Consider the following 14,086-nt stretch of genomic DNA (forward strand, 5'->3'; position numbering starts at 1 on the left):
TCCCATGCCGAACTCAGAAGTGAAACGCGGTAGCGCCGATGGTAGTGTGGCATTCGCCATGCGAGAGTAGGACACTGTCAGGCACCTATTTAGAAGAGGCCTCCCATTCGGGAGGCCTTTTTGCATTTCTGCGTTCCAAAAATCTGTCATGCCGCCGGCATTTTAGTAAAAGTGCTGGGCTATCAAGGGATTGCCCGTTACTCTTTAGCCGTTGCCGATTAACACGTGATGCTGCCAGCGAGGTATTGATGGCTACGTTGAAGGAAATTGCACAGGAAGCGGGGGTTTCTCTCGCCACGGTATCCCGGGTACTGAACGAGGATCCCAGCCTGAGCGTCAAGGAAGAGACCAAGCAGCGGATCTTCGAGATTGCTGAACGGCTGGAGTACAAGACCAGCACCGCCCGTAAGGGGGTACACAAGAGCAAACTGCACTTTCTGGTGGTCTATGCCTATCCCCAGAGTACCGAGGTCAACGACCCTTACTATCTCGCCATCCGTTATGGTATCGAGACCCAGAGTGCCCGCCTCAATATCGAGCTGACTCATCTCTACAACTGTGGTGAAGGGCGTGAATTGAGCGCCGTGGATGGCATTCTGGTGGTCGGCACCCTCACGTCCGAGCGTCTGGCCCAACTCAGGGCTTGTTCCAGCCAGCTGGTGTTTGTCGACTGCCGTTCACAGGGAGAGTTCGACTCGGTCGATGTGGATCTTGCCCTGATCAGCCAGCAAGTGGTTGATTACTTTATCGCGCAGGGGCACCAGCGTATCGGTTATATCGGTGGCCAGGATGAGAATCCGGACCTGCGTGAACTGGCTTTCCGGGATTATGGCCAGCGGCTGGGGGTGGTGCAGGAGAGCGATCTCTATCGTGGCGACTTCTCCAGCGCTTCCGGCTACCAGTTGGCGAAGGAGATGCTGGCCGGCGATTGGCCCAAGGCGCTGTTCGTCGCCTCCGACTCCATCGCCATTGGTGTGCTGCGTGCCATTCACGAGAAGGGATTGGCGATTCCCCAGCAGATCGAGCTTATCAGCGTCAACGATATTCCGACCGCCAAGTTCACCTTCCCGCCGCTCTCAACGGTGCGGATCCACTCCGAGTTAATGGGCTCCCAGGGGGTCAATTTGCTGGTTGAGCGGCTGCGAGACGAGCGGGATATTCCACTCCGAGTGCTGGTACCGAGCAAGTTGACCCTGCGCGGCACCACTCGCTGATTTTAGTAAAATGCTCTGCTTTTTAGTCGCACCATCTTGCGGTGGTGCGACTCCTCTCCCAAGCAAACCTCTTTCCCATATCATCCAACAACTTCATATCATATTGTTTTGTAGCTGATTTTATTGCAGATCAGCCAACTGCTATCAACATCCATGCCACTCATCCATATCTTGCCCTCCTTTATCTCCCGCTTCTGATCTCGCTCACAAAACCATCTGTTCATTGTGATCAGGTTAAAACTTTACCAATTCAAAGCTGATATTTAGTAAATGTTTATCTAGAGTTTACCCAGTTAACGTTGCCTTGTTCCGGGAGGACATGTGAATAACTGGGAAAACGTCCAATTCGTTGGTGAAAACAGGCTGGCCCCGCGTGCCTACTTCTTCTCTTATGCCGACCACGGGCTGGCGGCCACCATGCAGCGCGAGCTGAGCCGCCGTTTTCTGAGCCTTGGCGGCCAGTGGCAGTTCCACTACTTCGACCACCCCCTGCAGGTGCCGGAGGCCTTCTATCACAGCCCCATGAGCGAGTGGGGCCAGATCACTGTGCCCAACATGTGGCAGATGGAAGGACATGGCCAGCTGCAGTACACCGACGAAGGTTTTCCCTTCCCCATCGATGTGCCCTTCGTGCCGACCAACAACCCCACCGGTGCCTATCAGCGCAGCTTCACGCTGAGCCCGGCCTGGGACGGCGAGCAGGTGATCATCAAGTTTGACGGGGTGGAGACCTACTTCGAGGTCTATGTGAACGGCCACTACGTCGGCTTCAGCAAGGGGAGTCGCCTCACCGCCGAGTTCGATATCAGTGCCTACGCCAAGGTTGGCGAGAACCTGCTGTCGGTGCGGGTGATGCAGTGGGCCGACTCCACCTATATCGAAGATCAGGACATGTGGTGGATGGCGGGGATCTTCCGCGACGTCTATCTGGTGGGCAAACCGGCCGCCCATGTGCAGGACTTCTTCATCCGCACCGCGCTGGCCGATGATAACCAGAGCGCTACCCTGAGCTGCGATATCCAGCTGGAGAATCTGGGTGCACCTGCCCGTGATCACCGTCTGGTTTGGTCGCTGCTGGATCAGGGCAGCGAGATCGCCAGAGGCTCGCTCGACCATCTCGCCATCGATGGCAAGTGTGACTGCCACTTCACGCTGGATCTGGCCAGCCCCCATCTGTGGAGCGCCGAAGATCCTTACCTCTATCAGCTGCAACTCTCCCTCTACAACGGTCAGGGCGAGCTGCTGGAAGTGATCCCGCAGCGGGTCGGGGTGCGTGAAATCAAGGTCAAGGATGGCCTCTTCTACGTCAACGGTCACTACCTCAAGCTGCACGGGGTGAACCGCCACGACAACGACCACCTCAAGAGCCGCGCGGTCGGTATGGATCGTGTTGAACGCGATATCGTGCTGATGAAGCAGCACAACCTCAACTCGGTGCGCACCGCCCACTACCCGAACGACCCGCGCTTCTACGAGCTGTGCGATCAGTACGGCCTGTTCGTGATGGCGGAGACCGACGTGGAGACCCACGGCTTTGCCAACGTCGGCGATCTCAGCCGCATCACCGATGACCCCTTCTGGGAGCCGGTGTTTGTGGATCGCATTGAGCGCCATGTTCACGCCCAGAAGAACCACCCCTCCATCATCATCTGGTCGCTCGGCAACGAGTCCGGCTACGGCTGCAACATCAAAGCCATGTACCAGCGCTGCAAGGGGATCGACCCGACCCGGCTGGTGCACTACGAAGAGGATCGCGATGCCGAGGTGGTGGATGTGGTGAGCACCATGTATTCCCGCGTCTCCCAGATGAACTGCTTCGGCGAGTTCCCGATGGATAAGCCGCGCATCCTCTGCGAGTACGCCCACGCCATGGGCAACGGCCCGGGTGGCCTGAGTGAATACCAGCAGGTGTTCGACCGTCATCCCCACATTCAGGGTCACTACATCTGGGAGTGGTGCGATCACGGCATTCTGGATCAGGACGAACAGGGCCGCCCCGTCTACAAGTACGGCGGCGACTATGGCGACTACCCCAACAACTACAACTTCTGCATGGATGGGCTCATCTATCCGGATCAAACCCCGGGGCCGGGCCTGCGCGAATACAAGCAGGTTATCTGCCCGGTCAAGGTGCGCGCGCTGGATCTGGCGAGCGGCAAGCTGGAAGTGGAAAACCGTTACTGGTTCTCCAATCTCGACGACATCCGTCTGCTGGTCGAAGTGAAGGCCGAGGGCGAACTGCTGGCCAGCCAGCAGATCCGGCTGGAAGGGGTGGCTCCCGGTGCCACCACTGAGCTGCAACTCGAACTGCCATCCCTCGATGGGCGAGAAACCTTCGTCCAGCTGCGGGTCATCAAGGCCACCGCCACCCGCTACAGCGCGGCGGAGCACGAGTTGGGCCAGTACCAGTTCCAACTGAAGGCATCGAATCGCCAGCTGCAGCCCTTTGCCAATCCCAATGCCACCCCGTTGCATATCGCCGATGAGCGCCTTGACCTGACCCTAAGTGGCAGCGGTTTTGCCCTGCGTTTCTCACGCCTCGACGGCAAGCTGGTGAGCTGGCAGCAGGATGGAAATGAGCTGATTGAGCGCTCGCCGCGCCTCACCTTCTTCAAGCCGATGATCGACAACCACAAGCAGGAGTACGAGAGCCTGTGGCACCCGAACCACCTGCAGATCATGCAGGAGCACTTCCGCACTCTGAGCTGGCGTCAGCTGGGTGACGCGGTCGAGGTGACGGTGGAGAGCCTGATCGCGCCGCCGGTGTTCGACTTCGGCATGCGCTGCCGCTACGTCTACACCCTGAGCCCGAACGGTCAGCTGCACGTGGCCCTCTCCGGTCAGCCCTACGGCGGTTATGACGACATCATCCCCAAGATCGGCTTCGAGCTGGGCATTCGTCAGGATCTCGACCGGGTGCACTACTACGGCATGGGGCCGGGTGAAAACTATCAGGATAGCCGCCAGAGCAACTGGATCGACAGCTTCCAGAGCACAGTCAGCGAGATGTGGGAGCACTACCCCTTCCCGCAGGACAACGGCAACCGCCAGCAGGTGCGCTGGGCGACCCTGACCAACCGCCACGGCGCCGGTCTCTACGTGCGGCCTGATGCCCCCATCAACCTGAGCGTCTGGCCCTACAGCTGGGAGCATATCCACGCGGCGCAGCACATCAACGAGCTGGAACCGAGCGGCTATCTCACCCTCAACCTGGATCACAAGGTGTTGGGGCTGGGCTCCAACTCCTGGGGATCCGAGGTGCTGGACTCCTGGCGGGTGCGCTTCGAGCCATTCAGCTTCGGCCTGACCCTGCTGCCCATCGCCCGTGGCAACCTCAATCCGGCTGCGCTGGCCGGGCTCGATCTCACCATCAACGGCGGGAGGAACCTCGCATGATCACCCTGGACAACCTGACCCTGTTCAAAAACATCTACCGGGAGGGCAAGAAGTGGGGCCGCTGCGTGGAGGCCATCAACAACCTGCCCAACCTCAAGCCCGGCATCTGCCACTCCATCGGTGACTCTCTCACCTACCGCTTGCAGGAGGGGGCCAGCCCGGCCACCTCACTGTTCGAGGGGCAGCGCCGCTATTTCGACGTCCATTACTACCTGGAAGGGGAAGAGACGGTGGAGTGGGCTGCCAAGGATGATCTGCGGGTCGAGCAGGCCTATGACGACACCACAGACCGCGAGTGGTTGGCCGGTGAGGTGCGCGAGCGCCAGAAGGTCGGCAACGGTCAGGTGGTGATCTTCGAGAACGACGAGGCTTACAGGTTTGTCGGCGACGGGCCGGTGCGCAAGGTGATCATCAAGGTCACCGTCGAAGGCGGCTACTTCAAGAACAAATAACAAGCCGCCGGTTCTGCACTGATAAAAGCCGGAAGGGCGGGGCTCACCCTACAACCCATGCCCCGCTCTTTCGCTAGATAACTACAGGTCTGGAGATGCACCATGTCTGATTCCAAACGCAATACGATAGGCAAGTTTGGTCTGCTGTCGCTCACCTTCGCGGCGGTATTCAGCTTCAACAACGTCATCAACAACAACATCGAGATCGGTCTGGCCTCGGCCCCGATGTTCTTTCTGGCCACCATTTTTTACTTCATTCCGTTCTGCCTGATCATTGCGGAATTTGTGTCACTGAACAAAAACTCCGAAGCGGGCGTCTATGCCTGGGTGAAGAGCTCCCTCGGCGGTCGCTGGGCCTTCATCTCCGCCTACACCTACTGGTTCGTGAACCTGTTCTTCTTCACCTCGCTGCTGCCGCGGGTTATCGCCTACGCCTCCTATGCCTTCCTCGGCTACGAGTACATTCTCACCCCGGTGGCGACCACGGCATTGAGCATGGTGCTGTTCGCCTTTGCCACCTACGTCTCCACCAACGGCGCCAAGATGCTCGGCCCCATCACCTCGGTGACCTCGTCCCTGATGCTGCTGCTGACCCTCTCCTACATCCTGCTGGCGGGTGCGGCACTGGTGGGTGGCGTGCAGCCGGCTGACCCCATCACGGTAGAGGCCATGGTCCCCGATTTCAGCTGGGCCTTCCTCGGCATCACTACCTGGATCTTTATGGCAGCCGGTGGCGCCGAGTCGGTGGCGGTCTACGTCAATGACGTGAAAGGGGGCTCCAAGTCCTTCGTGAAGGTGATCATCATCGCCGGGATCTTTATCGGGGTGCTCTACTCCATCGCCTCGCTGTTGATCAACGTGTTTGTGCCGAGCGGCACCCTGAAATATACCGGCGGCTCGGTGCAGGTGTTTGAAGGGCTGGCGGCCTACTTCGGTCTGCCGGAGATCCTGATGAACCGCTTCGTCGGGCTGGTCTCCTTCACCGCCATGTTCGGCTCCCTGCTGATGTGGACCGCGACCCCGGTGAAGATCTTCTTCTCCGAAATCCCGGCCGGCATCTTCGGCAAGAAGACGGTCGAGCTGAACGAGAACGGCGTGCCCGCCCGTGCAGCCTGGATCCAGTACCTCATCGTGCTGCCGCTGATGGTGATCCCGACTCTGGGCTCCAACACAGCGCAGGATCTGATGAACACCGTCATCAACATGACCGCTGCCGCCTCCATGCTGCCGCCGCTGTTCATCATGCTGGCCTACCTCAATCTACGCCTGAAACTCGACCACCTGCCGCGGGATTTCAGGATGGGTTCGCGCACCACCGGCATCGCCGTGGTCTCGGTGCTGATCGCCATCTTCTCGGTGGGCTTCCTCGCCTCCACCTTCCCGACCGGCGCCGACATCATGACCATCATCTTCTACAACGTCGGCGGGATCGTGATCTTCCTCGGCTTCGCCTGGTGGAAATACAACAGATACGAGGCCTCCCTCAGTGCCGAAGCTCGTGCCAAAGAGGCCCAGCCGACAGCGCAGGTTGCCATGCAGACGCCATAGCCACTGTATTGAATCCCAATCAAACCGGGTGGCCGTTGGCCACCCGCAAACCGTTGAACCAGAAAAGGAAAAGAGCATGAGCGAGACGATCGAGTTTGCCGAATTCAAACGGGTCGAGATGAAGGTGGGCAAGGTGTTGGAGGTGGTGCGTCACCCCGGTGCCGACAAACTCTACATCGTCCAGATCGACGTGGGTGGCGAGCGGCCGCTGCAGACCGTCACCAGTCTGGTGCCTTACTACAGCGAAGCGGAGCTGATGGGCAGCGAGGTGGTGGTGCTGACCAACCTCAAGCCCACCAAGATGCGCGGCGAGCGATCCGAGTGCATGTTGCTCTGCGCCGAGACCCCGGACGAGAGCCAGAGCGTGCTGCTGCAGCCGCGGGTGCCGATGGCGCCGGGAACTCCGATCGTCTGAATGGTATTGCGAGCCGGTGCGGGAGACTGCACCGGTTCACCAACGAGGCCGTCCACGCGGCCCGATCATAACAAGAGAGTAAAGCGCGGGGCCGACAGACCCTTGCCGAACACATCACAGAGTCACAGCGCTCCCCGCAGGGAGCGCAAGTCCACTGGAGGACACCATGTCTGAATCCGTACGCGGCACCATAGGCAAGTTTGCCCTGTTGTCGATGACCTTTGCCGCCGTGTTCAACGTGCGCAATATCGTCAACAACAACATAGAGCTGGGGCTCAGCTCCGCCCCCATCTTCCTGCTGGCGACCATCGTCTACTTCATCCCGTTTGTTTTCATCATCGCCGAGTTCGTCTCGGCCAATAAAAACTCCGAGTCGGGGATGTACGACTGGCTTAAAAAACCGCTCGGCACCCGGATGGCCTATCTGGGTTCGTTTCTCTACTGGTTCGTGAACCTGTTCTGGTTCGTCTCCCTGCTGCCCAACGTCATCGCCTACGCCTCCTACGCCATGCTGGGCTATGAGTACAGCTTCTCCCCCATGGTCACCTCGATCATCTCCATCGTGTTGTTTGCAGCGGCGACCCACATCTCCACCAAGGGGGCGAGCTGGCTCGGCAAGATTGCCGAGATCGTGGCCTACGGGGTATTTGCCCTGTTCGCCATCTATGTACTGGGCGCCCTGATGGCCCTGAGTGGCGATCATGTGCCGGCCCAGCCCATCACCCTGGAGGCGATGACTCCCACCGTCAACTGGGCGACGCTCGGCATCATGTGCTGGATCTTCCAAGCGGCGGGCGGTGCCGAGACGGCGGCGGCCTACCTCAATGACGTCAAGGGCGGCCAGAAGTCCTTCATCAAGGTGATCATCAGTGCCGGCATTGTCATCGGTGCCATGTATGCGGTCGGTTCCCTGCTGGTGAACGTGTTCGTGCCGCGCGAGAGCCTCACCTATGCCGGCGGCATGGTGGAGATCTTCACCGGTATGGCGCAGTATTTCGGGCTCTCCGAGGCGCTGGTGGGCCGCTTCGTCGGCGTGGTGCTGTTTATCGCCATGTTCGGCTCCATGATGATGTGGACCTCGGCGCCGGTGAAGATCCACTTCTCCGAGATCCCGCAGGGGGTTTACGGCGAGAAGACCACCCAGCTCAACGAGCACGGCGTGCCGGTGCGCGCCGCCTGGTGGCAGTTTGTCTTCGTGTTCGCGATGCTGGTGGTCAACGGCTTCGGTTCCGAGTCGGTGCAGCAGATGATGAACACCGCCATCAACCTTACCGCCGGCACCGCCATGTTGCCGCCGATCTTCATCATGGTGGCCTACTTCGTGTTCCGCTGGAAACATGACGATACCCCCCGTGACTTCCGCATGGGCTCGCGCACCTTCGGCATGGCGGTGGTCTCGGTGCTGATCGCCATCTTCGTGGTGAGCATGAGCGCCTCCGCCTTCCCGGCCGGGGTGGATCTGGTGCGCGCCTTCTTCATCAACGTCTTTATGACCGCGGTCTTTTCGGCGCTGGCCTACTGGTGGATCTCCCGCTTCGAGAAGCGGCAGGCTCGCAAGCTCGCCGGCAATGAGAAGAAAACCGGCAACGGCAAGCTGGCCAGCCAGCACTGATCGGCAGAACGAAAAAGCGAGACGGACGGCCTTGGTCGCCCGTTTTTTATCCATTTAGCCGCGGTTTGGCGCTATCTGGCTGCGGGTCAGCAACTTCCGCTATTCGACAAAGCAAAGGCGTTAAGCATTGATGAACAATTAACCGCTGCACAACGTTGCGCCTCTCCGTTATCGGGGTAAGCTGGAGGTTCGTTTTAGCGGGAGGTGCCAGACATCTCCCGCTCTGTTTCTTGTCCTCCCCAATCCTGACTGCCGTCACGGCAGCAGGATGCCCTTCTGATGGAGACCTTTCGTGCGTCTGGATCCCTTTACTGTTGTGCTGATTGCTGTGGTCACCCTGGCCTCCCTCTTTCCCTGCGAGGGACAGGTGGCCGTCTGGTTTGGTCTGCTGACCAAGCTGGCGGTGGCACTCTTGTTCTTCATGCATGGCGCCAAGTTGTCGCGCCAGAACCTGCTGGCGGGCCTCGGTCACTGGCGGCTTCATCTGGTGGTGATGCTCAGCACCTTCGTGCTCTTTCCGCTGCTCGGGCTGCTGCTCACCCCGCTGGTACCGAGCTGGCTGAGCCCAGCCATCTACCTCGGCTTCCTCTATCTCTGCGCCCTGCCTGCCACCGTGCAGTCGGCCATCGCCTTTACCTCGATGGCGGGGGGCAATGTGTCGGCGGCAGTGTGCAGCGCCTCGGCCTCCAGCATCCTCGGTATCTTCCTCTCGCCGGTGCTGGTGGGGATGATGATCCACGTGCAGGGGGAGGGGATCGACACCTGGCACTCCATCCAGGCCATCATGATGCAGCTGATGCTGCCGTTTGTGGTGGGCCACCTGTCGCGCCCGCTCATTGGTCGCTGGGTCGACAGCCACCGTCCGCTCATCGGCAAGCTGGATCAGAGCTCCATCCTGCTGGTGGTCTACGTCGCCTTCAGCGAGGCGGTGGTGCAGGGGATTTGGCATCAAGTAGGCTGGTACGATCTGGCCAGTATCGTGTTGCTGAGCTGCATCTTGCTGGCGCTGGTGCTCTGCTGGAACGTCTGGATCAGCCGTCGTCTCGGGTTCGACAAGGCGGACGAGATCACCATCGTCTTCTGCGGCTCGAAAAAGAGTCTGGCCAACGGGGTGCCGATGGCCAACGTCATGTTCCCCGCCGCCAGCGTCGGGGTGATGGTGTTGCCGCTGATGATCTTCCACCAGATCCAGCTGATGGTGTGCGCCGTACTGGCGCGCCGCTATCACGAGCAGGGAGAGTGATACTCGCGCCGTTTTGACTGCCATAACAAGAGGGAGGCCCGTTGGCCTCCCTCTTCTCATCTGCATGTCGACCGGCGTGCTAGCGTTTGCGCCAGACGGTCAGCTGCGCCACCGTGTGCTGGTATTTGCGGGCGGTCTCGCGGATGACGAAGGGCACATCCCGCGGCGGGCAGTGCTCCTCGAACTCCGCCGCCAGCAGCCGTTGCAGCGCCTGATAGGTGGTGAGCGCCTCGCCGTTTTCACGAATGCCGCCGAGCCAGTTGGCGGGCGGGGTATATTCCGCCAGCCATGTATAGGGGCTGGTGAGCACCAGCAGGCCACCGCTGCGCAGCCGGGGAGCGATATCCCGCAGGAAGCGGGCGGGCTCCCGCAGCCGGTCGATCAGGTTGGAGGCGAGCACCAGATCGTAGTGGTCATATTTGGGCTTGAGGTTGCAGGCATCCCCCTGACTGAAGTGGATGCGCTCAGCCTGACTCGCCCCCAGCCCGTGGCTCGACAGGCGTGCCTCGCAATACTCCACCAGTTCACCCTCCAGCGGAATGGCGTAGCGGAAGCTGTCCTGGCTGGCGAGGGCCAGCGCCACGTCGATGAAGCGGGCTGAGTAGTCCACCCCGTCCACATGCTGGAAGTGGCGAGCCAGTTCGAAGCTGGCACGACCGGTGGCGCAGCCGATATCCAGCGCCCGCTGGTGGTTGCTGCACAGCTCGCCAGCAAGATCAGCAAGCGTCTTGGCGTAGTTGGCTACCCCGAAGTGGCTCGGGCCGTACTGGAAGTCGAGGTACTGAGCGACCAGCGTGTCGGTTTCATAGGGATTCACGATAACGGGTTCCTGATAACGGGAGACCAGATAGCGGAAACCCGCATGCTGGAAGAAGTGACGCCGGAAGGCGTAACGGGATGATTTGAGCGCTTCGTTACCCGTGCTGATCCAGCTGCCCCCCTTGATCAGGGTGTGCTTGCCATCAAAGGTGGGGGTGGAGAAGTCGTCGTAGAGCGGGTGGATTTTAAAGCCGTCGAAGCCGTCGATGGCGGTGCTGGTCCACTGCCAGACATTGCCCACCAGATCGAAGAACTCCCCTTGCGGGCAGGCATCCACCGGGCAGGAGGAGGCGAAACGGGCCAGATTGATATTGCCGGGGGCTTCCGTCCAGTCCGGCTGATCGCCGGGTAGCTGTTCGCGCAGCAGCTGCCACTCCGCCTCGCTCGGCAGCTGGATTGGCAGACCGGTGCGAGCTGCCTGCCAGCGACAGAAAGCGGCCGCCTCCAGCTGATTCACCTCGACTGGCCAGTCCCAGGGCATGGCGACCTGCTCGGTCATCAGCCGCAGCTGCAATTGTTCGGGCTCGGCGGGGTCACCCACCCAGAAGGTGGGCATCTGCGCCTTGGCGTACTGGCACCAGCTCCACCCCTCTTCATCCCACCACTGTTGCTGGCCGTAGCCCCCCGCCTGGACGAAGGCGAGGTACTCGGCATTGCTCACCAGCATGCGGCTGGCCTGAAACGGGGCCAGCTCGATATGGCGCTCGCCATATTCGTTGTCCCAGCCGTAGGTGGCGTCCTGCTTGCCAAGGCGCACCTTGCCGCCGGCCACCGGCAGCAGACTGTTGGCGGGTACCTGATCAATGCGGTGGCGGACTTCGGTACAGGCGGGCCAATAAGGCTGCGGCCGCACCCAGGCGAGTGGCAACTGGCGGAGCAGCACGCTGGAGGTCTCGAGGTGGATACGCTCGTGCTCTATCCCCATCAGGATGACCCAGGCCGGGCTCTGCCAGTCGATGGGCAGGGTGAGCGGCATCTGGCGAATAAAATCGCACACCAGCGAACGGACTTTGGCCCGATAGCTGCGTAGCTCGCTGACTTTGGGCCAGTCGTAGTGGGTCTCGTCCAGATCATCCCAGCTCATCTCGTCCACCCCGATGGCGACCATGGCCTCGATGCGGGCATCCAGCCGCTGATCGATCAGGCGTGCCGCCAGCAGCTTGTTAATAAAGAAGGCGGCGGTGTGGCCGTAGTAGAAGATGAGCGGATGGCGCAGGGGGATCGCCTTGTTGAACCAGGCCCTCTCATCGGCCAGACAGTCGAACAGCGAGTCGTAGAGATCGAAGGTCTGGCAGAAGTAGGCGAGCAGCTCGCGCCGTTTCTGCTCGGGATCGCTGCCGGTCAGCAGCGGGGTGCGAGTCGGTTCCGGCAGACCGGTGGCGGTGGCATAGAGAGGGCTTGCTTGGGTCACGCTCTGGCTCCTTGTTGGCAGTGAAGACTGACAAGACAGTGGTAATGACATTACCGCAATGGAGAGCTTGGTACGCACGAAGTACCACTATTGGCTCAACAGACCGGCAGGGCAATCAAAAACTTCCACGGGCTGTCAGCATAGTGACCGGCAGGACGACCCGCCAATCAGCCAAAATCATATCCGTTCGAGAATGGTTATTTTCACCAAAACATGGTCTAAATGGCTCTCTAAATTATTCTGTCTGTTCTGGTTTAAATAGTTATTTCCTTTTGAATCATAATGTTAATTTTTGGCTCGCGCTTTGCAAAGCATGAAAACCAATTGGCCCTGGATGGCCAACACATAAGGAGGAGAGTAGTGATGAAATGGATGATGGTTGTCATGTTGATGGCTGGGCTCAGTGGTTGTCACTGGCTGGATCGGACCAGAGTGACCGGAACGGGGGCTGTGGTCGAGCGCCAGCAGGCGCTCGGTGACGGGGTGACCCGGGTGCTGGCGGGGGTGCCTGCCACCCTCCATCTGGTCGCGGGGGAGCCGCGCGGCATCCTGATCAAGGGGCAGGAGAACCTGCTGCCCTATCTGGTGCTGACCGAGAGCGGCGACAAGCTGGAGATCGAGGTGAAGGAGGGTTACCGGCTCGATCCTACCGAGCCGCTGGAGCTGACCATCACCTTGCCGGTGTTGAACGAACTGGCATTGGCCGGGACCGGTAACGGCGATCTGAGCGGCTTCAAGGGCGATGAGCTGGTGCTGTCGGTGGCCGGTACCGGTGACATCGTCGCCAGTCAGCTGGAGCTGAAACGGCTGGAAGGGAATATCGCTGGCACCGGCAGTCTGGAGCTGGGCAGCGGTTCGGCACAGGCCATCGAGCTGAACATTGCCGGATCTGGCGACGTGCTCGGGAGCGAGATGCGCGGCAACGAGGTAGAGGTCAATATCGCCGGCAGCGGTGATGTGGCGGTGCGGGCGCAGGAGACGCTGAAAGTCGGCATCGCCGGTTCAGGCAACATCGCCTACTGGGGCGATCCCGAGGTGGAGCAGCAGATCGCAGGCTCCGGCGGAGTGACCCGAGCGGGCAGTTGATATCAACCGATCACCACAACTAAAACAGGCCCGCAACGGGCCTGTTTTGATCAGAGGTGGCGGGCGTGAAAGCGCAGGTGCGCCTCGATAAAGCTCGCCACGAAGTAGTAGCTGTGGTCATAGCCCTCGTGGCGGTTGAGCTCCAGTGGCCACTCCTTGCTGGCGGCTACCTCGGCCAGCGCATCGATATGCAGCTGCTCGGCGAGGAAGGGATCATCCAGCCCCACATCTACTAGGGTGGGCAGCGGCGTGACCGGCTGGTGGCGCAGCAGCTGGCAGGCATCCCACTCCTGCCACAACAGCGGATTGCTGCCGAGATACGCCCCGAGCGCCTTCTGGCCCCAGGGGCAGCGGCTCGGGTGGCAGATCGGGCTGAACGCCGACACCGAGCGGTAGCGACCCGGCTCCCGCAACGCGGCGATCAGCGCTCCGTGACCGCCCATGGAGTGGCCACTGATGGCGCGTCGGGTCGAGACCGGGAAGTGGGTCTCTATCAAGTCAGGCAGCTCGCGGGTGACGTAGTCATACATCTGGTAGTGCGCCTGCCAGGGGCTCTGGCTGGCGTTGACGTAGAAGCCCGCGCCCATGCCGAGGTCATAACCGGGATCGTCCGCCACCCCGTCGCCGCGGGGGCTGGTGTCCGGCGCCACCAGGGCGATGCCGAGCTCGGCGGCGATGCGTTGGGCACCCGCCTTCTGCATGAAGTTCTCATCGGTGCAGGTGAGGCCGCTGAGCCAGTAGAGCACCGGCACCTTCTGGCCGGTGAGGGCCTGAGGCGGCAGATAGATGGCAAAATTCATCTCGCAGCCGAGCACGCTGGCGCGGTGACGATAGCGCTTGTGCCAGCCGCCGAAGCTCTTGTTGCTGCTGATAATCTCCAGATTCATCGA

At 60.6% G+C, this 14,086-nt stretch carries 10 protein-coding genes; 8 read left to right on the forward strand and 2 right to left on the reverse strand.

Features of this window, described 5'->3' with window-relative positions; genetic code table 11:
- The first annotated feature begins 248 nt into the window (after positions 1-248).
- The 7 genes from ebgR (at position 249) to G5154_RS11585 (ending at position 9,880) form a co-directional block, all read left to right on the forward strand.
- Entirely contained in the window at positions 249-1,214 is a 966-nt protein-coding gene (ebgR, locus tag G5154_RS11555; protein ID WP_421263939.1) for a transcriptional regulator EbgR, read from the forward strand.
- A gap of 321 nt (positions 1,215-1,535) precedes the next feature.
- Positions 1,536-4,610, forward strand: a complete 3,075-nt coding sequence (gene ebgA, locus G5154_RS11560) for a beta-galactosidase subunit alpha (RefSeq protein ID WP_421250940.1) — start codon at positions 1,536-1,538, stop codon at positions 4,608-4,610.
- Positions 4,607-5,062 carry a beta-galactosidase subunit beta gene (locus G5154_RS11565; protein ID WP_421250939.1) on the forward strand — a complete coding sequence of 152 codons (456 nt, stop codon included), beginning with the start codon at positions 4,607-4,609 and terminating at the stop codon, positions 5,060-5,062. The genes ebgA and G5154_RS11565 overlap by 4 nt, the downstream gene beginning before the upstream one ends.
- A 102-nt stretch (positions 5,063-5,164) precedes the next feature.
- Positions 5,165-6,610 carry an amino acid permease gene (locus tag G5154_RS11570; protein ID WP_058056269.1) on the forward strand — a complete coding sequence of 482 codons (1,446 nt, stop codon included), beginning with the start codon at positions 5,165-5,167 and terminating at the stop codon, positions 6,608-6,610.
- Positions 6,611-6,686: 76 nt separating this feature from the next.
- Positions 6,687-7,025 (forward strand): tRNA-binding protein, encoded by a 339-nt coding sequence (locus G5154_RS11575; RefSeq protein WP_101319590.1) that lies wholly within the window; start codon positions 6,687-6,689, stop codon positions 7,023-7,025.
- A gap of 166 nt (positions 7,026-7,191) precedes the next feature.
- On the forward strand, positions 7,192-8,637 hold the full coding sequence (locus G5154_RS11580; protein ID WP_421263940.1) for an amino acid permease: 1,446 nt from the start codon (positions 7,192-7,194) through the stop codon (positions 8,635-8,637).
- A 292-nt stretch (positions 8,638-8,929) separates the two neighbouring features.
- Positions 8,930-9,880 (forward strand): bile acid:sodium symporter family protein, encoded by a 951-nt coding sequence (locus G5154_RS11585; RefSeq protein WP_421250937.1) that lies wholly within the window; start codon positions 8,930-8,932, stop codon positions 9,878-9,880.
- A 79-nt stretch (positions 9,881-9,959) separates the two neighbouring features.
- Here G5154_RS11585 and ovoA read toward each other — a convergent pair whose 3' ends face one another.
- Positions 9,960-12,110, reverse strand: a complete 2,151-nt coding sequence (gene ovoA / locus G5154_RS11590; RefSeq protein ID WP_421250936.1) for a 5-histidylcysteine sulfoxide synthase — start codon at positions 12,108-12,110, stop codon at positions 9,960-9,962.
- A gap of 363 nt (positions 12,111-12,473) precedes the next feature.
- Here ovoA and G5154_RS11595 point away from each other — a divergent pair, with 363 nt between their 5' ends.
- On the forward strand, positions 12,474-13,196 hold the full coding sequence (locus G5154_RS11595) for a head GIN domain-containing protein (protein ID WP_216979864.1): 723 nt from the start codon (positions 12,474-12,476) through the stop codon (positions 13,194-13,196).
- Positions 13,197-13,246: 50 nt separating this feature from the next.
- On the opposite strand, the gene fghA is transcribed toward G5154_RS11595, so the two are convergent.
- Positions 13,247-14,083, reverse strand: a complete 837-nt coding sequence (gene fghA, locus G5154_RS11600) for an S-formylglutathione hydrolase (protein WP_421250935.1) — start codon at positions 14,081-14,083, stop codon at positions 13,247-13,249.
- Between the last annotated feature and the right edge of the window lie 3 nt (positions 14,084-14,086).

Source organism: Aeromonas sp. 600527 (assembly GCF_049175415.1).
Taxonomy (GTDB): domain Bacteria; phylum Pseudomonadota; class Gammaproteobacteria; order Enterobacterales; family Aeromonadaceae; genus Aeromonas; species Aeromonas veronii_A.